Below are 20017 nucleotides of genomic sequence, written 5' to 3'. Positions count from 1 at the left end.
GTCACAGCCCCATTCCTTCGTCATGCCCGCCTGCCACGGGCTGCTCGATGTTGATCGAGGGCGTGTACTCCGGGCGGCCGCCGACAACTACAGCCTGGGCCGAGCGCTGATTCACTTGGCGCGTGCGCGCCTGGTCGACGCCGTCGGCGAGCACGTCGCGCTTGAGCACGGCCGTCTCCACTGTCGTGGCTTCGACACCCGTCTCGACTTCGGTCGACCGGGTCCGCGCTCGAGCCGTGGGGGCCGGGGCGAACAGCTCGTTGCCGGGCCCGTCGTAGACGTTCTCCCGGGCCTCGGCCGCGGCCACGAGGGTCTCGAAGTCACCGCCGTAGGCCATGCGGTCCATGACGGTGCCCACCAGCGACTTATCTTCCTCGAGGTTGCGCACCAGGCCCGTGTCCGGGTCGGTGAGGGCCTCGGCCACCCGATGGACGTACGCGGGGTTGACCCGCACGTTGAAGCCGTCGGGGGCTTCGTAGAAGGCCTGGAACTGTTCGGCCCACTCCGCGGTGCTCGCCTGCACCGGCTCGCCCTCGACGAATTCGGGCTTCCACTGTCCAACGCCGACGTGCTCGAGTTTCCGACCCCGCCACAGATCGCGTCCCGGGCCCTGGAGCATCGCGTACTTGTGCCGAGCCTCGGCCGCGTCGTGCTTGGCTTGGAGGATCGACTGCGTCACCGGGTAGGTGATCTCGAGGACGGCCTTGAGGTCCTTCCCCCGCAGCGCGCGCACTGCCCGCTGGCTGTAGGAGCCGCCGAGGCCGGTGCCGTGGGCCTTGATCGCCGTGGCGAACATCGACGCCTCCTGGTCGGCCTTCGTGATACCTGGCTTCTTGTGGTCGACGTCGTGCCAGTCACCGGCATCGTCGACCTGCAGGCCGAGCTTCTCGGCGTAAGAGGCCAGTTTTCTGAGGCTGCCCTTAGCCCCGGTGTCGACGCAGACGGCCTTGAGGCTCTCGACATGGTTGTAGGCGCTGGAGAAGTCCAGGGCCGAGCCGAACTCGCGTGACTGGGCACTGCGGTAGAGGTTGGAGAGCTGTTTGGTGACGCCGAGGCGGCGGGCGGCGATCGACTCGACCGACTCGCCGTCGCGCTCGGCGGCCAGCAGCAGGTTCGCTTCCGACCTCAGGCTGTCGAACTCCTTGGCCAGCTCTGGATCTTTCGACACCGCGACTTGGGTGTCGAGCGCGACGTGTGCCGTCAGCGGGTGCGTCCCATCAGGGCCGACGACGCCGGTGTCGAGCAGGTTCGCCGGCACCGAGAACTTGGCCATCGCCTCGTCCTTGGCCGCCTGCGAATGGAGCTTGACCACGGCTACTGCGTCGCCGTCGAAGTCGCCGTCGAAGCACTTGTCCATCACCGGGTTGATCGCCGCGCCGGTGAGCCGCTCGTCGAGGGTCACACGCATGTAGCGCACGCCCGAGTCGCGCAGGATAGGGTCGCGCCAGACCAGGGCGTGGTCGCCCTCTTCGAGGCCGAGCCGGGCCGCCTTGTCCGGCGACAGCGCCACCTGGTCGATGTCCAGTCTGGGGTCGGCCGTCCACACCATCGTGGCTGAGTCTGACAGCCGCGAGGCCATCAGTCCGGTCTTGAAGGCGTTGTTCTTGCCGGTGAGCACCCGCGAGGTCACGTCGGCGGTGACCGCCTCGAAGGAACGCTGGGCCCGCTGGACGGTCGTCAACATATCCGCCAGCAGCTTCGAGCGCTTGTCGTCGGTGAGCCGCTCGTTCGCGAGCTTCTCCTGCATGAACCGATACCGGCAGGACTCGACGAAGACCTCCTGGTAGGACCGGGTGTAGTCGTGCATCACCGAGGTCCCGTCATCGAACTCCTGGCCGCTGCGCAGGTGCGAGGAGAGCACGGGCAGCTTCCAGCTGGTCGCCGAGGCCGGCTCGATCTGCTCACCGGTGGGGAAGGTCAGGGCGAAGGGCAGCTCGAGGTCGCCCCCGCGGTCACCGATGAGGTCGCCGAAGGACTTGCGCATCGCTGTGGTGTTCAGCCCTGGCGTCCGGGTCGACCTGCCTGGCTTTGTGCGGACGAGCTCAGGCATCGGGATGAACCGGCGCGCCGGCGACCCCCCGCGGGGCTCGGCTTGGCCGACTACCCGCAGCGCTCCGTCGGGGTCCATATCGAGACCGGCGACCCGCAGGTACTCGCGCACGTTCGACTCCGGGCCGGTGTTGTGCCCGTAGAACTCCCGCATGATCGCCGGGCAGCCACCCTTCGACCCCAGCGCCCATGCGAGCTGACTCGAGGCCTTTCGGCCGCGTCCGGCCTGGATCGCCTCGTCGTCGTAGATCTTGGTTTTTTCGTCGACGGCCATGTGGGTGACCACGAAGCGCATCCGGCCGACACCAGCCGCGGCCGCAGTGCTCGAGAGCTCGCTGAGCTCCTTCCCGCGCATCGCCGGAGCCATCAGCGTCTCGACGTCGCCGGCCATGAGCTCCCGGGCCGATCCTGCGTTGCGGCGCGAGATCAGCGAGAACGGGCTCATCACCACGTCCATCTGCGGGTTCTCGCGGAACCACGCGACCTCCTCGGCGATGCCCTGTGCCTCGGCGTCCTCGATACTCATCGACCGCTCGATGATGAGCGAGACCACGCCCTTGTTGCCGTGCAGGTCGGAGAGCTTGTCGCCGACGACGAGGTCGCGCAGCTGCCCTTCGGCGCCGCGGATCTGGTGGGCCGTGGCGAACTCCTTGGACACGACGATGGGGTCGTCGGCCGTCCAGCCGCCGAAGGTCATCATCGCCGTCCCCGCCGGTTCGGTCACCTTCGACGACTGCATGATCGTCGAGGCCGTCATCTGCTGGCGGTCGAAAGGGTCGTAGTCCAAAGTCTCCAGCTCGGACCGGGTCATGAGTGGGGCGCGGGCACCGGTGAGGGTCTTCGGGTCGCCGGGCACGATCGAGCCGTCGGGGGAGACCTCGGCGTCGGTTGTGAGGTAACGGACGATGCCCTGGTTGGTCGCCCCGCCGGTCATCACGGGGTCGAAGTAGCCCTCCGGTGCAGGGACGCGGTTAGCATCGGTGCCGGTGAGCACCGTCATGTTCCGCCCGCCGGTCAGCGCCCAGGCTTCGAAACGGTTGTCGTCGGCCGGGTCGGTGCGGTCCCGCCCGGCCCGGTATTCGGCGTAGATGGTCGAGCCGGCCTTGACCTCGTTGCTGTAGCGGATCCGCTTCGCCTCGGTCGACAGAATCGTCTCGACCCACGGGTCCAGGCGGGAGCTGACCTCACCGGTGGCGGGATCGATGCTCAGCTCGGTGGCCCGCTCGATGAAGTCGGTTGGGTACTTGGTGCCGTAGAGCTGGGAGTAGACACCGTTGAGACTCGCCGGCTCGCCGACCTCGCTCCGGGTGGCCACGAGGTCACCGGCGATCTGGTGGGCGATGCGCTCGTGGACGAGCTGCTCGTAGCCGCGCAGTACCGTACGCTCCTCGACTGAGGTCGGCCGCTGCCCTGGCGGCTGGGCCCGAATCCGCGCCTGGTAGCCAGGCACGATGAGCGCGTTCTCGCCGGACGCGAACCGCGTGACGATCTCGCCGTGGTCGCCGACGTCGAAGACCTGCCCGATCTGACCGGATACCGGCACCCGCGACCCGCCGCGGCGCTGCTTCTCGGCGGTGTAGGAGACCACGCCCTTGTCGTCGATGAGGATCGGGCCGGGCGCGGTGCCCGAGCGGGCCAGCGAGTCGTAGATGGTTGTGCCGACGCGCTGAATGAACTCCGACGGGTGGGTCTCGATCGGCACGGCCGTCTGGGCGTCGAATCGGACCAGCCGGTCCTTGAACCGCGTGGTCTGGAAGCCGGTGCCCATCATCTCCGCCGGATCGACCTCGGCCCGGCGCAGCGCCGCGGCGAGGTCGTCAAGGTTCGACCACTGGCCGACCGAGCTGGTCATGTACCTGGCCACGCGGCCCGGGTCGAAGCGCTGGTCGACCCACTCGCCGTCGATCTGGTGGGTTTCGGCCTCCCAGGTGCCGATGACCTCGAAGGGCACGTCGGCCGCGTGGTCGCGGATGATCTCCTCGGGCGAGCCACCGTAGACGAGGTTGCCCAGGCCCGCTTCGGCGGACTCGCCGATGGCTTCCAGCCTCTCGGCGTACATCTCCTCGGTCGCTCCCGGCCGCAGCAGCCAGGCCCGATCGCCGGTGAGCACGTCCCAGTAGGAGCGCTGGATCGCGGCGACTTCGGCGTCAGCCGAGTACTCCGGGGGTTCGAACTCGACGAGGTTGAGGCCTTGCCAGCGTTGGGCGTGGAATGAGTCAATGATGCCCTCGACATCGAGGGCCGACTGCAGGTTCGCCCGCGCCGACTCCACGGCCGCCTGGCCGAAGGCCTCGGCCGCCGCGGCATCGACAAAGTAGGTCGGCAACGTCCGCGAGGTGCTCTCCCGCCGAAGTAGGACCTTCGAACCTGCGCCGCGCGCGTAGTCGTCGACGACGAACATCGACTCCTTGTCGGTGTAGTAGGCGTCGGGGACCTCGACGGGGCCCGAGCGGCTCGATTCCGTGTGCGTGGTGCCCAGCACCCCGGCGATCGCTCCCGGGACGTCTCTGCGCTCGACGGGCCGCCCCTGAGCGAAGCGCAGCAGGGCGACGGCCTCGTCGGGGCTCGCCGAGTACAGGGCCACGCTGCCGTTGACCGAGTGGTTGGTGCTGTAGCGCGAGACCAGACCGTTGTCGTAGATGCGGGCCCCGGCGAAGGACTCAGATTCCCGGGGCTCGGTGAGGCGGATCTCCAGGCCCGTGTCCACCAGGACGGCCTTGATCTGGCCGGGGTTGATGTCGCGGACGACCTCGTAGGCCGTGCCCTGGGCCTTGAGCTCGTCGAGCACGGCCACCGAGCGGGCCACGGCGGCCTGGGACATGAAGCGGTTGCGGTCGATGCGCCCGGTGCGCGGGTCCCGCCCGCCGTCGAGGACCCAGCCGCGGACCTGGTTGTACTCGGCCTCGCTCATTTTGTCCATGAGGGCGGTCAGCCCCGAGGCGTCGTCATAGGTCATCGCCCGACCGGCCTCGACGGCCTTGCCGTCGTCGATGCGCCACAGCATCGCGTTGCCGTGCTGCGGGGCCGCGACCCGGTCGACCTCGCCGCCGGTCATCTTCGCCACGGCCCCGTCGGGCAGGTAGGACAGCGCGGTGCCCCCACGCTTGATCGTCGCCCGCTCGGCCCACTCGGGGTCGTAGGGGCTAATCGGCAGCCGCGCCGACTTTGGGTTCGTCTCGCCGCCGACGCCAGTGGCCCGGCTGAAGTCCCGCTGCAGCGCTCGGTAGCGCTCGTCGGCCGCGGAGTGGTCGCCGAACTGGGGCTCGTAGTCGCGCACCGACTCGCCCAGAGCCTGGTCGATGGCGCTCAGGCAGTCCCGGATGCCCAGCTTGGGATGGGCCAGGCGCTGTGCTGTCGCTGGAAGCCCTTTGGCCTCGGGGATCGCCGGGAGCCCGGAGAGAATCCCGTCGACCCGGGCCCGGATGGCTCTGGCCTGGGAGATCGGCACGATCTCCGACGTCTGCTCGCGGGCGCGGTCGATGGCCTGGTGGAGGACGTATTCGTAGAAGTACCTCCGCAGGCCGTGCGCGCTCTTCATGTCTCTGCCTCCTCTGGGGCTACGGGTTACATGATCATGTATAGTCCATTCGACTGATCATTATCAATCATTGGTGACAGGTTTGGATGTGCATTCAAGTTGCCATTGGTTGTCGATTCCCGAAGACCCCAGAAACGACCGGACGCCCCCGGCCGCATCCAGGCCGGGGGCGTCCCCTCATCGACACCGCGCTACGCCCGATGGGTCTCCTGGCGCATCTCGACGGCCATAGCCCGATCGAATTCCCCCTCGGCGAGCACCTCCCACGACTCCAGCGAAGCGAGGTACTGGTAGAAGGCCGCGTGGATCTTCACCGTCGCCAGGCTGCGCAGGTCTTCCTCGGTCAGCTCCTGCTCGGCGAAGGCCCTGGAGCCCTCGCCGTCGAGGTGACGGTTGATCCGCTGGGCCGCGTCGGAGTACGTCGCCGAGCGCACCGGCGAGATGTAGGCCACCGACCCGTCGGCGCTGCGCAGCTCTCCGTCGCCGCCGACCGAGAAGTGCTCATCGTCATGCTGCATCTCGAGCATCACGTGCTTGTAGGCCTCGGCTAGCGGCACGTCGAGCGTCTTGAGCTTGGCCACGCCGTTGCGGTGGACGAGCATCTCCTTGCTCACCAGCCCCTCGGCGTAGATGCGCTCCTCGCGCCTGGACTCGTCGGCCTCGAGATCGTGGACCTCGGCCGCCAGCTCGACGTTCTCGATGAACTGGTCATCGTCGATCATGATCGAGGCTTCGTAGTCGTCCGGGTCCATCATCACCGCCGCATCGGGGTCCAGACCCTCGTCCTTGGCCGCCAGGCCACGGATGATCTCCATGACCTCATCGGCGTAGAGGTCGGGGTCGAGCCGGGCGATCTCGATGTCCTCATAGCCGTAGGCGTCCTGGTACTGCTGCTTGGCCTCACTGGCCCACATCGCCTGGGCGATCCGCTTGTCGAGCAACTTCTTGAAGTCTGGCTGATTGAGCTTGACGTCGAAGTCGACAGCCGTCGACAGGGTCGGGATCGTCTGCAACGTGTACTCGTCGTGGCCAGCGTGACGGATCGTGTTCTCGAACAGACGCCAGCTCATCGGCAGGATCGTCTCGTTGCGGTTCCACACCGGCGCGTCGCCGGCGCGGAAGACGATGCTGTTGCGCTCGGGGATGAAGTACATGTCGTTGAACTTGATGAGCGGCTCCTCCTGCGCGCTCATCGTGTACGACACGGCCCCCTGCGTCTTGCCGCCGATGATCTTGTTCATGTCCTGCGTGATCTGCTTGGAGTCGCGATAGACCCGATGAGTCTTGCCGCTCATCTTCTCCAGGGTCTCGAGCATCGAGTCGTCGGTCGACTTGAGGAAGATGATGTTCGAGGTGTTGCCCTGGACGATCTTGTCCACGGAGTCCCCGTAGACGTCGCGCAGCTGCTGCAGGGTCTGAAGGATGAGCGTGAACTGCTGCTCTTGGCCGAGTCCGATGGACAGCATCGTCTGGAAGCTCTGGATGCCCTCGCCGTCGCTGGACAGGTTGCCGAGCTCGTCGAGCATGAACCGGGTCTTGTACAACGGCTTCTGGTTGCTCTTGGTCATGTAGCTCTTGTCGAAGTTGAGGTCGACGAGCTGCTTGATGAGGATGAGCACGATCTGGGCGTACTTGGTCAGGTGCGGCGGCGTCACCAGGAACACCGCCTTGGTCTTCTCCGAGTACCGCACCATCGTCTGCTGGATTGCCCGCGCCCTGCCCTGGACCCGCTCGGGTACGACCGAGTCGGCCAGATTGAGCTTGTCCTGCGGGTACGTCGTGTTCGACGGCTCGAACGACAGGATCGTCCCGTCGGCCTTACCGCCCTCACGCACCGGGCGCAGCTCGCGGATGACGCCGTCCTTGACGATCTTCTCGCCGGTGACCTGCTCCTTGACGAAGTGCCGACCGTTGAGCGAGAGCTGGTAGCTCTTCTTGAAGTGGAAGTAGAAGGTGCGCACCAGCATCTGCTTCTGGGCGTCGACGAGCTCGAGCTTGACCCAGGCCTCGTCAGTGGGGAACTTTCCCTCGAAGTAGTACCGGGCCCAGCCCTCAGGGGTGACGACGTCCTGATGGTCGAAGTCCTTGCCCAGCGACTCGGAGAACATTGGATCGGAATAGGCCGACCACTTCGCCAGCATCTCGCGCATGAGGTTGTCGCGCTTGAGGTAGTTCTGCGAGAACCGCACGCCCATCCGTCGCGGGAAGGACAGACTGCCGAAGTCAGTCGTCTGCGACGGCCTACCCGAGGTCAGACGCGAGATCGTCGGGTCGGAGAAGAACGACATCGCGGTCAGGGCGATGCCGTAGACGCTCGCGATCATCTTCTCGGCTCCGGCCATCGCGCGCAGCGCGTTGTCGGCGTTGCCGATGAGGGTGCGCACCGTGTTGGTCGGCAGGGCCGCGGTGGCGTTGAAGTACAGCGTGAGCATGTCCTGCTCGGGCTTGCCCTCCCACAGCGGCGACTGCGCCTCGACCCGGCGCTGTTCGGCCTGCAGGCCCTCCTCGTCGTTGTCGAACTCGCCCTTCTTCACCCGCTTCTCGAGCTCGGCCTCCGGGTTCTTCATCTTCTTCGACGTCAGCTGGACGAACATCTGGTAGCAGTTGTAGAGCGTGACCTTGCCCCACATCTCGTCGAGGCGCTGCTCGAGGACCTCCGGGGGCATGTCGGCGGCCATAGCGAACTCGCGCAGCTCTCGCTCCTCCTCCATGTAAACGTCGATGAGGCCGTAGGCCGCGCGTTTGAATGAGTTTCCGGCAGCCTTGGGCCACACCGGGTCCTCCCCGCCGGAGACGGGGAAGAAGACGTCGCCGATGTTCTCCACGTACTGGGCGCACTTGGTCGAGTCACCCTCTCGGGCGGCGTCGGCGGCCATGCCCAGCGGGTTGTAGATGTTCGTCTTCACCGGGTTGATGAGGTTGAACTGGACCGGCTCGAACCCGCGCATGACGAAGGGCACGTAGTTCTTGACCAGCAGCTCGCCCTTGGGGTCGTTGATGATCATGTTCGACGGCCGCTTCTCCCGGCTCCACATGTCCAGGGTCGGCTCGATGATCGTTTGGCCCTTGCCACCTCGGGTGATCGCCAGGACCATGGTGTTCACCGGAGCGGTGTCGACAATATAGGCCCCGGCCGGGCGCTGGACCTCGTAGTCGGGGAACGTCCAGTCGTTCTTGATGAGGTCGGCGACGGTCCTGTATTTCCCGAGTTTCTCCTGCGCCTTGCCGTCCGGGTTGTACGGGATGGCGGTGGTGTCGAAACGCTTCCGCAGCGGCTTGCCGTCGCCGCCCTTGACGTCGGGGACGCCGGATGCTTCGAACAGGGCCTCGCCGAAGTCTTCGTCGATGAGTGGGACGGTCCGGGTCATGACGTTGCCGTCGGCGTCCTCAAGGGGGTCACCGGCGTAATAGAGGATCTCGCCGTCCTCGTCGATGATGTCGGCCTCGGCCCGCTCGATGAGATCGACGCTACCCAGGCCCTTCTTCTTGAGCATGGTGTGGCTGATGACTGACGAGACCTGCACAGCCGAGTGCGCACCAGCGTCAGGGAAGTAGTCGAACTTCTCCATGATCTCTTCGGGCAGCGCAATGTGCTGGTCGTTCTGGTGCTGATTGATGTCGTCGGTGTTGTGCATGAGATTTTCGGCGCTGACCCGTCGGGTCACCAGAGTCGAGATGACCAGGGCCACGATCAATCCCGTGCCCACCGTCATGAACAGCTTGAAGCCGGTCACGGTTGCCAGCTGAGCGCTGATGGTCGTCCTCGCTGGCTCGTCGGTGCCCCTCGTCTCGGACTCGCCCTGGTACCAGTCCGGCTTTGGCACCTCTTCGGCGCTGCCGTAGCACTTCCCGCCAGGAGCCGGTAACCCGGCCTGGTCGGTCTGCTTGTAGCAGGTCACCGACTTTCCGCCCTCGCTGACCTGGGTCTTGACGTAGTAGGGCTGCTCGGCCGGAGCGCCTATGCTGACCGCGCCCAGGGCGCCGGAGACGCCGATGAACAGGGTGGCCAGGATTGAGTAGAGCAACCAGGCCGCCGCGAAGACGGCGGCGCCGGTGATGGCCGCTCCGATGAATCCCGGGATGCGCGAGCGCCGGGTGCCCAGCGTCGACCGGTCGAGCTGCTGGTCACCGTGTACGTCCCTGTTGCCTAGCGTCTCGTCCGGCCGCCTCGCCCTGATCTTGTCCCAGGTGGAAGCGGTGGGCCGCTTGGCCCGCACTGCTTTCAGTCCCATGGCGTGCGAATCCTGTCCCGCGTTCTCGGATGCCCTTCTGATGCCGACGGCGGTGCCCGGTCCACCTGGAGCACCGCCGTGGCTTCCGTTCCATGCGCTTCGTCGCCCCTGTCCTCAGGTGGTCACGAGCGTCCCTGCGATGAATCCGACCCCCAGGCCGAGGATCACGCCGCCGACGATGATGCTCAGGATGAGCCAGCTCGCGTGCCGCTGAAGCACCGCGAAGCGCTCGAGATTCTTGTCAGCGGCGTCCCGATCGGCCATGACTGCTTGCAGACGACGGTCGGCGAACTCCGCGGCGCGGGTCTCGATCACCGCGTTCTCCTCGCGCAGGTCCTGGACCAGCTTGGTCAGCGTCTCGGTCTTGGTCCGCTCCACCGACAAGTCCTTGTCCCACTCGGCGTCGCGCTCCTTGATCCTCGTGACCGCCGCCTGGCGGACGAGGTCGAGCTCGTCCTCGGTCCGGCGAATCCGATCGGCGTGCTCGGCTCGCTGGGCCTCGAGCGCGGCGGCGTACTCGGAGCGGGCCGCAGCCAGCTCGTCGGTACGCGCCAGCTGCTCGGTCAGGGCCTCGGTCCGGGCGATGTCATCGCCCCGGTAATCTGCGACGATCCGGCCGATCTCGTCCTTCCAGCGGTCCAGACGCTCCTGCTCGGCAGCGAGGTTCTCGCTCTGCCGCTCGGCGAGCACCTTGAAGATCTGAGTCTGGCCGACCTGGAGCTTGAGGCTGGCGTCGTTGCGCCGGATCCGCAGGATCTCCTGCAGATCATGGGTGTGAGCATTGCTCATCTCCCGATCGATCTCGACGACCGCATCAGCTTGATCCCTCTCGACCCGGGACTTGTTACGCTCCCGGTAGTGGGCCTCGGCGTCCTTCGCGGCCTTCTCCGCGAGCACCTTCACGTGCTCCTCGTAGGCGGTGACGATCCGGGTCTTGGCCTTGCGGACCTTCTCGTCCCTCTCCGAGACCCTCTCGGCCTGTTTGGCCTCGATGCTGTCCATGAGCTGCTTGTAGCGGCTGTCCTCGCGATCGGTGGCCACCGCGCGGATGACCTGCTCGATGTGTGTGGACATGAGATTGACGTAGAGAGCCCGCAGTTCGTCCTCGTGCTGATAGCGCAGACCGGCCAGGTCGGCGTTGGCCTGCCGGCTGAGCTGGGCGACCTGGTCGCCCAGCCACTCGCTCGCGCCCTCGGGCACCTCGATCTGGACGGCCGGAGCGCCGATCGAGAACGTGTGGTTGAACTCGTCGAGTCGGATGCCCAGATCCAGGTCCTCGGGCAGGAAGCGCCGAGCCAGGCCGTCGCGGACGGTCTCCTGGTCGTCGGCGTAGACGCCCTCAACTGCCTCGGCGGGCATCGGCTCATCCACGGCGGCGTCTTCGTCGATCTCGTCGATGCCGAAGCCCTCGTCCCCGGGGTGCTCCGTCGCCACAAGGGCTTCGGAGGCCGGTGCGGGCTCACTTATCGGTTCCGGCTCGGGGGCCTCGAAGTCGGGCTCCTCATCGGCGGCCAGGTCATCGAAGACCGGCTCATCATCGTCGTCAGTGGGGGAGTCGTCCTCGTCCAGCGGAGCGAAGATTTCGTCACCGTTCGTCGCCTGCGTCGGATCAGAGGCCGCGGCATCGGCGGAGTTGGCGCCCGACAGCCCCGAGTGGTCGGCCCAGGCCTGCCGTCCCACCGCCTGTTCGAGGCTGAGGGTGCCAGCGGCGACCTGCTGCGTCTGGGGGAAGGTCGCCTTGCCGACGAACTCGACGTGCAGGTCCCCCTCGACGGTCTCCCAGACCACGGCCCAGGAGTACTCAGCTTCTGTGAGCAGCGAGTACTCGTCCATCCGATCGAGCGTTGAGGCGGTGGGAATGATGCCGAAGACCTCTTCGGCGAGCATCTCTGCGGTGGCGACCGTCTCTATCTCATCGTTCTCGATGAGCTTGATGATCGAACCTTTGGCCTCGTGCCGACTTTGACGGCGATTGAGCCCGCCGACGGCCTCAGAGGCCAGGCCGAGCATCACCCAAGCGCTCCCGGAGGGGAAGACGAACCTCTCGTTCTTCTTGAGCAGGTCCACGGCCCCCGCCGTCGCGGTCTCATGTACGACCGAGGACAACAGCTCGTCCGGCTTCTTCTTGCGCACTTTCTTGCGACTGGCCTCCGTCATGCCTGGATTGGCCATGGATGTCGACCCCTTCACTGGATGAAACGCAGTTTGACTGGTTTATTCACATCCTACCGTTCGCGCCAGTCGTTCGACTATGCAATGACGATCCAATGGGTCAATGGAATGATCAGCCTCGGTGGGCGCTGACGATGATGCGCGCGTCGGACTTGAGCAGGCGCTTGTTGTCGCTGACAAGCTTCCCTGCGACCTCGACCCGCACCCGTCGTTCGGCCGGGTGCTCGTTGATGAACGTCGCGATGCTGGTGGTCACCTCGTCGGTGAGCTTGGCGACCGCGGCGCGCGCGCCGCCGGCGTCGGAGTCCGACTCGCCTTTGTCTTCGACGAGGTATTGCAACACCTTCTTGGAGACGTCGACCCGCACGTTGTGCTTGATGGCGACTTCCTGGACGACCCCGCGCAGCTTGCCAGCGACGATCTTCTTCTGGGTCTCTTCCGACAGCGGCTGGAAGGGCACGATCGCGTCAATGCGGCCCAGCAGCTCGGGTGGGAAACGGTTGCCCCCGGTCGTCTGCGAGATGGAGCGCCGGATGAGCTTCTGATACTCGACAAGGTTCTCGCCGGAGCCGGTATCAGAGGAGGCGTAGTTGGCGATCGTCTTGTAGATCTCGGAGCCTGCGTTGGTGGTGAGCACGATGTAGGTGTTGAGGAAGCTCACTGTCCGGTTGTTGTCGTCGGAGAGCCGACCGTCGTCGAGGACCTGGAGCAGGATACGCGTGACGATCGAGTTTGCCTTCTCGATCTCGTCGAAGAGCAGCACGGAGTAGGGCCGGTCCCACACCCGCTTCGTCAGCTCCGAGCGGAATAGCGCGTAGGACTCCTCGCTCGCGTACTCGGTCATGTCGAACCGGATGAGGTGTCGCTCGTCGTCACCGAAGATGAGGTTCGCCAGCTGCTTGACCGTTTCCGTCTTGCCAGTGCCTGTACTCCCAGTGAATACAAAGGAAGCTCTCGGTTTGCTCTTGTCATTGAGATCGGCCACCGACAGCTGCAGGCGACGGGCGAGCATGCTCGTGGCGAGGTCCTGGCTAAACACCCGCTTGTCGAGCTCGGCCTTGATCCTCGCCCCGTCGACGCGGACGTCGACGTTGTTGCCCGTCGACTCCATGATCACGTCGGCCAGCAGTTCACGGTCCATGGCCCGGCCGGTGATCCGGTGCCAGCCGACCATCGAGTCGAGCACGAGGATCGACTTGCGCGGCTGAGAGCTGGCCGGGATGTAGCGCTGGGTGTACTCGTAGATCTGCTGGAAGATGTGGTCGTCGTAGAACTGGTCGGCGACCTCGTAGTGCCCGGCCATCCCCTTGAGGATCTCGACTGTCGTCGCCCGCTCCGGTTGGGAGAGGTTGATGCGCTGGAGGCGCTCGACGAGCGGCTGATTCGACGAGATGTGCTTGTGGAACTCCTCATAAGTCGTCGCGGCGATGATCCGAATCCCGCGCGTGCCCGAGGCCGCCAGCACCGGTTTGATCGCCTCGGTCGCGGCGTCGGAGAGCTGGATGATCTGGTGGAACTCGTCGACGAAGAGCACGAGCTCTTCCTGTTCGACCCGGTGGAACTCCTCAGCCTCGTCGAAGAAGCGCTTGAGCAGGGCGGCCATCTGCTGTCCGTCGCCTGCCTCGGCGATCATCCGCGCGGGGTCGACTTCGAGGTAGCGGCGCTGCGAATCCTGGACCGACACCGCCTGGACGAGCGCGGTCTTGCCCGTGCCGGCCTCAGCCAGCAGTAGCACGTTCGACAACTCGGGCCGCGCCATTCCCGCCATGACCTGCATCTGCTCCCGTTTGCGGCCGACGATCTCGCGCCCGGCCGGCTTGAGCGGGTCCGACAGCTTCGACAGAGTCGGGTAGGCCGCATTGAGCCTCTCGTCGTTGAACATCTACCGGATCGACCCCCTGGCCATCTGGCTGTTTCAATTGAAACGTCAGTAAAAACACTATGACGATGATCATTCATATGCTCATATGAAAGGAATTCGCGGAGTGGCTCCCCGGGATCCTTTGGTCGGTCCTCGGCCCTGCGACTCAGCCGCCGTACTGCCGGTCGACGTCCTGTTGGTCCTGACCCTCGAACCGGTAGTCGTACATCTCCGAGACCGGCCGTCCTACCGATCGCGTCCGCGATGCGGTGTTCGACAGCCACTCGTCGGCCATCTCGGGTTCGGCCTGGGCGCCGGACCGGTTCGCCCTCTCCGTGCGCACTCCGCGGTAGGCGCCGGTGGCCGCTCCCTTCGTCGCCGCGGCGGCGACGCCCTTGATCTGCGCATGGAAGGCGCGCGGCCGATCAGCGGTGGTAGCCGTGTCCCGGACCACCTGGGCTCCGGCCCTGAAGCTCTCGGACTGGAGCGATTGACCGACCTGCAAATCCTTGACTCGCTGGCTGGCCGGCAGCTTCTTCGTCGACACTTCCGCGCCGCCCGGCTGGGCCGGCCGCGCCTTACCGCTCGCCGCGGCCTGTTCGATCTCCCTGGCCGTCCGCGCGTCCTTGGCGAGCTTGGCGTTGACCGCGCCTCCGACGACTCCGCCCAGCGGTATCGCCGTGGCGAAGGCTCGACCCGGGTTTCCGGCCTTCCTCGCGGTATCGGCCTGGCCCACGCTCGCCCCGGCAGCCGCTCCGATCGCCGTCCCGGCTACCGTGCCGAGGCCCGGCACGACTGATCCCGCCTTCGCCCCCAGCTTGCTGCCCGCGACCCCTCCCTTGAGGCCCGCCGACAGCATCTGCTTCTCGGCCTCCACCTGCTCGGTCCGCGACGGCTTCTGGGACCGACCCCGCCCCGAAGCCGGGCCGTAGCCCGGCACGCCCCCACTCCTCACCCCTCGGCCCACTCCCGCCCTGGAGCGTCCGTAGGCAGGGACGTCGCCCGTCCGTTCCTGGCGCCCGGCTGCGCGCGAGGGCGGCGGAGCTGTCGCATCCGTCCCGTAGACGGGTGCGCGACCAGGCTTGGCCTCATGGCGCGCCCCGGTCGCGGGTCCTCCATGGATCGGCACGTCCCCGGTACTGCGTTCTTGGACATTGCGCAGCTGGACCTCATTGATTCCTGCCATCGTCTCCACACTCCTTCACTCGCCAAGGCCCGGCTTGTGCTCGTTGACCACCTGCTGACGGCCGGTCGCGCCGATCTCGAACTTGTACGGGTAGGTCTCAGACACCGGGGCCTGCTCGGCCGATACGGGTGGCACCGAGTCGTTCAGCCAGGCCTCGGCCGCGTCTATCAGCGACGGCACCTCGATCTGTTCGGGCCCCATGTCGTGTCTCCTCTCACAGGCATCAGCCCCTCGAAATGGGCGAAGACCCGCACCCCGGGAATGCCTCCCTGGTGCGGGCCTTCCGTTTGTGCGACCGGTCCCGATCAGCCGATCGAGGGCTCCGGCTCTGCGGCCTGCGCCTCGGCCGCGTGGGCCGGGAACGCTTCGGGCTGGGCGGTCTGCGCCTGCTCGGCCTCGGCGGTCTTCTCGGCCTGGCGGGCCTTCTTGGCCGCCTTCATCGACTCGAACTGCATGTCGAGGGTGTTCGGCTCCATCTTGAAGTCGGACTGGTCGATCCTTTTGTTGGTGTTGATGATCAGGCCGTCCTTGGCGGGCATGACGCTGGCCTTGACCGCGAAGGCCTCACCGATCTGTTCGCCGTCCTTGTTGGTCACGGGCTCGGTGTTGGGCCCCGCGGCGGCCTTGATCTTCTCGAACTGGTCCATCGAGTAGCCCGCGCCGTTGTTGTAGGAGGTCTTGCCGTTGTGCTCCTGCCTCCGTGAGACCAGGTGGAGGTTGGTCTGGCCGGGGCCACGAGGGTCCCTGTGGTCGACCATGGCGTCGAGGAACTGGCTCTTGCCGTTCTTGGTGACGTTGTTGAAGTGGGTCTTGACGATGAGGTTGATGTTGGTCATCGCGCCTTCGCCCTGGAGGTAAGCCATGATCGTTCCTCTCAATCAATCTGCCTGCAATCAGATCGGTCGTGACCCGTGCCGTCGTCTGGATCGATCCATTGAGTCGTCCTACAATGCTCCTCACCATAGTACTGCTATAGGCCATTGGCAACCATTGAATGATGATCATTGGTCTTTCAGGGGTTAACTTGAAGGAGTCGCACTGACGATCTGGTTGGCATCGGATGGTTCGATGCTCGCTTCGAGTGCGGCCTGGTCGACCCGGGCAGTAACCCGCGCCGCCAGCTCGACGTCGAGCGAGGACGCCTTCGACCGGCGTGCCGTCTCGGAGCGCTCCTGCTCCGTCCGCAGCTCGGCGATGCGCGAAGGCAGGACGAACCTGCCCATCTCGACCCGCCCCGCCGACAGCGTCCGCGCCGTGCGCGTCATCGCCGCCACGTCGTCAACGGGCAGCTCGACGATCGTCGCCGACTGACCCGATCCCTCGAGGTAGTCCATCGCCGCCAAGACCAGCTGTCTCCGAGTCCGTGCCGCGGCCAGGAACGCCCGCCCAGCCCGCTGCCCGACCTCGACGTCGGAGACGAAGTCGTAGCCGAGGTGATGGAGGTCGAGTGCCTTGACCTCCGCGAAGTCGTGGCCGATCCCCTCGACGATGACCGCCTCGTCGGTGACCGCCTCGGCCCTGGTCTCATCGACGCCGAGCTCGAGGACGAGACCCGAGCTCGCCAATCGGCTGCGCAGCTCGGCAACCCGCTCGTCGTAGACCCGCTTCATCGTCGCGATCCGGCCGTCAAGGACGGCCCGCCCAGCCCTGCCCTGGGTCAAGTGCCGGCCCCCGGGCTGGTCGTAGACGTCACGGCCGATCCGCTCAGCCTCCTCGGCGTCCTTCATCCGCGCCAGCGAGGCGTCGGCACGCAGGCTAATCAGAGACAGGATCCGGGCCCCGTAGTCGGAGATGGCCTGCTGCTCCTCCTGCCAGGCACTGGAGTCGGCGAGGAAGGGCAGGAAGTGCTGGTACTTGGCTATCACCTGCTCGTGCCAGCGCTGCTCAAAGCGGTAGTGGTCGTAGAGGGGGCGCGAGTCCGCTGCGGCGACGTCGGCGGCCTCCGAGCGCTCCCAGCGCAGGGCGAGCCTGCGGTTGTGCTCGGCCTGGCGGCGGTGGTGGGCCAGGCGCGAGGAGTAGCTGCGCAGGCGGAAGCCGAAGTGGATGAGGTCGCCCGCCCCTTCGCCGTGGACCTGCTCGTCGGCGGCAGCGACGGCCATGCGCTCGTAGTCCATCCCCATGAGCTCGAGCATCGGGGTGCGCACCGTCAGCTCCTCGGCGGGCATTGCTCGCAGCAGCTGGTAGACGCCGTTGACGGCGCGCTCGACGATCTGGGATCGGCCGCGGTCGATGAGCGCCTGCCACTGCTCGGTCGACAGGTCCTCGTTGGCCCGTCGGTTGTCGGCGTAGTCGCGGATGCGCTCCATGGCCGCTGGCATCGGCGAGCCGGGGCGGGCCAGCTGCTCGGCTACCAGTTCGGTCACCAGCGCATCGGCCTTGCGCATCGACGCCGCGTTCGACCCGGCTCGCCACAGGCCCCGGTCGGCCGGTAGGCAGGCGAGGATGAACTGCGGCAGGGCCTCGGACCGGATCCGGTCATGGGCCCAACGCTTAATGTAGGTCGTGACATTGCGCCGCTCATAGCCGACGGCACTGGACAGGTGGGCCACTGCCTGCTTCTCGTCGAGCCAGGCGTCGATGCCCCGGCGCAGCCGGGCCTTGTGCCGGTCGAGCAACTTGCCCTTTTGCGTGCCGTCCTTGGCCCGCCTGCCCGGGCCGGCGTCGACCATGGCCAGGTGGCAGTGGACGTGCTCGGTATCGACCTGCACGACCCCGACGTAACGGAGGTCGTCGTAGCCGCCGGTGCCCGAGGCCATCCTCTCGAGCCCGTGCATGATCGCCAACCGCAGCTTCATCTGGTCGAGATGGCCGCGGTAGTCGCCGGCCTTCTCACAGCGGAAGTCGGGGTCGAGGATGCCGTGGCGCTTGAGGTAGGTCTCGCCGAAGGACAGCACGGTCTTCATCACCGTGTGCCGGTCCTCGAAGAGGCGCTGGATGTCGGCGCTGGCGGCCCCCAGCTGCTCATCGGACAGGGACACCGAGCCATAACCGAAGGCCACACCCCCGTCTCCCTGGGCCTGGCGCATCTCGTACTTCGCTTCCCTGCGCGAGGGCATTCGCTCCACCGCCGAGTCGCGCGCCATGTAACGGAGAATGAAGTCGTCGGTGCGCAGACGCCGGATCGGTGCCAGGGACTCGGTCGCCCCTTCCCTGGCCATGTACCGACTCACGTACGCCCCCGGCGTCCCGCCGCGCGAACCCGTGCCTCCGGACAGGGGGACGCTGAACTCATTGACGATGACCACGTCCTGTTTCAGTCCCACGGTCCTGGCCCTCCCTGTGATGGGACCAGCCCCGGCCCGCGAACGAAGTCCACGCGTTCCGGGGCTGGTCGGTCTGGCGTTGTGCTTGTGCGAGCCTCAGTACTCCCGCCCGTCCTCGCTCGAGGCATGCTCGAGCTCGGCGGCGCGGGCGACGACCTCGGCCTTGCGTCGCTCGAGCGAGGAAGGGCCGGTCGCGGAGAAGGCCTCGTCGCCGAAGTCGACGTCTCCCGGGTCGGCCTCGACGGCCGGCTTGCGCACCAGCGAGGGGGCCGTCCACCTGGCCATTTCCCGGTCGCTGTCCTTCTCGTCCTCGGCGCTCTCGTCCAGTGAGGGCGCCACCTGCTGGGCGTAGAGGTGCTCGGGCGTGCCCTCCTCTGCGGCCAGTCCGGCCTGGAAGGCCGCCCTCTCGGCCTCGATGGCGTCCTCGATCTCCCGCTTGCGTCCATCGAACTCGTCGACGGCCGTGGGCGCGGCGACGGCCTCGCGGTCCTCACGGACGGACTCGACGTCGTAGACGTCCTCGCCGAAGAGGCTGTCGAGTTCGCCGGAGCGGGTGGTCGCCGCGCGCTCACCGGTGACTCGGGCGACCTCGGCTCCGGAACGGGAGAAGTCATCGAAATAGGCGGCCAGGTCGTAGCCGGAGGTCTCCAGACTGGCGGGCAGGTCGCCTCGGCGGTGGACGTGGGCGAAGACGACCGGCAGCTGGCCGCCGTCGACGCCGGGGTCGGGGGCGAGCACGACCGCGTCGATCTCTGCTGGCAGCTCCCATTCCACGCCGGTGACCCGTCCGTCGGGCACGCGGAAGCCAGTCTGGAAGTAGCCCTTCTGAGCCAGGTGGACGAGCTGGGCGTCATCGAACTCATAGAACACGTCGATCTGCTCCGAGCCGACCGGGTAGGTCAGCTCGGTCAGCCCGTGGGGCATCCTCTCGGGCAGTGCGATGGTGCGCATCTCGCCGATGACATGCAAGTAGGGCCGGTACTTCTGGTCCTGGCCGTGGTGGGCCAGTTCGATCGTGTCAACGAGCACCCCGACCGTGGCCGGGATCCGCTCGAAGCGCTGGGTCTCGACCCCTCTCAGGTTGAGCACGCGTTCGGCCCACACGTCGGCCATCGTCAGTCCTGCAGTCCGCATCATTTCCTCCGCTTCCGGTTCCTCTGCTTGCTTCCACTGCTCGTGGTGGTCTTCCGCCCCGGACCGGCGCGCTCAGGACCGTCGGCCTCGGACTCCAGTTGTGCGCGCATCCGCTCGATCTTTTGTCTCCCGGCCCGCCACAGGGCCCGCATGATCGCGACCTCGCCGATCATGAGCATCCCGACGATGAACAGCAGAGGCACCAGCCACACCGCGATGAGGCCGTCGACGCCTACACCGGGCCCGGCCGCTCCCGACTTCATGTGCAGCCACGCGCCCAAGGCGGGCACGAGCGAGGTGGCGGTCGTAAACACGAGCAGCCAGTCGAAGAGGAGGATCGAGGCGCGAATGACCCCGGCCTTGGCCCACTGCTTCTCCTTGGTCGCCCGACCCTTGGACTTGTTCGCGCCCTTGAGATCGTCGAGCAGTCGCTTGCCCAGGCTCGGGCAGGGCTCTTGGTCCGATAGACCCGCGCGAGGGGCGTCGTCCGTCTCCTTGCCATCGGTGGTCGCCTCGGTGCGCTCGGCGGTCGGTGTCATCGCGTCCTCGACCTTCTCGTTCTTCGTCGTCATGGGTGGGCGT

General features: G+C 66.6%; 10 protein-coding genes. All 10 read right to left on the bottom strand.

Features of this window, described 5'->3' with window-relative positions; all coding sequences use genetic code 11:
• Nucleotide 1: 1 nt before the first annotated feature.
• The 10 genes from HGB44_RS02440 to HGB44_RS02395 all read right to left on the bottom strand — a co-directional run bounded on the left by HGB44_RS02440 (nucleotide 2) and on the right by HGB44_RS02395 (nucleotide 20007).
• Entirely contained in the window at nucleotides 2–5587 is a 5586-nt protein-coding gene (locus tag HGB44_RS02440; protein ID WP_061080022.1) for a hypothetical protein, read from the bottom strand.
• Between the two features lie 191 nt (nucleotides 5588–5778).
• On the bottom strand, nucleotides 5779–9819 hold the full coding sequence (locus tag HGB44_RS02435) for a type IV secretory system conjugative DNA transfer family protein (protein ID WP_061080023.1): 4041 nt from the start codon (nucleotides 9817–9819) through the stop codon (nucleotides 5779–5781).
• A gap of 114 nt (nucleotides 9820–9933) precedes the next feature.
• Nucleotides 9934–11991, bottom strand: a complete 2058-nt coding sequence (locus tag HGB44_RS02430; RefSeq protein WP_168443895.1) for a coiled-coil domain-containing protein — start codon at nucleotides 11989–11991, stop codon at nucleotides 9934–9936.
• Between the two features lie 112 nt (nucleotides 11992–12103).
• A complete protein-coding gene (locus tag HGB44_RS02425) occupies nucleotides 12104–13873 on the bottom strand; it encodes an AAA family ATPase (RefSeq protein WP_061080025.1) in 1770 nt (589 codons plus the stop codon).
• A gap of 145 nt (nucleotides 13874–14018) precedes the next feature.
• Complete coding sequence (locus HGB44_RS02420) at nucleotides 14019–14792, bottom strand: hypothetical protein (protein WP_061080026.1); 774 nt, start codon at nucleotides 14790–14792, stop codon at nucleotides 14019–14021.
• A gap of 261 nt (nucleotides 14793–15053) precedes the next feature.
• Complete coding sequence (locus HGB44_RS02415; RefSeq protein WP_061080027.1) at nucleotides 15054–15239, bottom strand: hypothetical protein; 186 nt, start codon at nucleotides 15237–15239, stop codon at nucleotides 15054–15056.
• Nucleotides 15240–15343: 104 nt separating this feature from the next.
• On the bottom strand, nucleotides 15344–15901 hold the full coding sequence (locus tag HGB44_RS02410; RefSeq protein ID WP_061080028.1) for a hypothetical protein: 558 nt from the start codon (nucleotides 15899–15901) through the stop codon (nucleotides 15344–15346).
• Between the two features lie 156 nt (nucleotides 15902–16057).
• On the bottom strand, nucleotides 16058–18301 hold the full coding sequence (mobL, locus tag HGB44_RS02405) for a relaxase MobL (protein WP_168443894.1): 2244 nt from the start codon (nucleotides 18299–18301) through the stop codon (nucleotides 16058–16060).
• A gap of 96 nt (nucleotides 18302–18397) precedes the next feature.
• Complete coding sequence (locus tag HGB44_RS02400; protein ID WP_168443893.1) at nucleotides 18398–19435, bottom strand: hypothetical protein; 1038 nt, start codon at nucleotides 19433–19435, stop codon at nucleotides 18398–18400.
• Entirely contained in the window at nucleotides 19435–20007 is a 573-nt protein-coding gene (locus HGB44_RS02395; RefSeq protein ID WP_061080031.1) for a hypothetical protein, read from the bottom strand. The genes HGB44_RS02400 and HGB44_RS02395 overlap by 1 nt, the downstream gene beginning before the upstream one ends.
• Nucleotides 20008–20017 lie beyond the last annotated feature (10 nt).

The organism is Nocardiopsis alborubida (genome assembly GCF_012396365.1).
Lineage (GTDB): Bacteria > Actinomycetota > Actinomycetes > Streptosporangiales > Streptosporangiaceae > Nocardiopsis > Nocardiopsis alborubida.
This window is presented reverse-complemented; position numbering and strand designations above follow the sequence as displayed.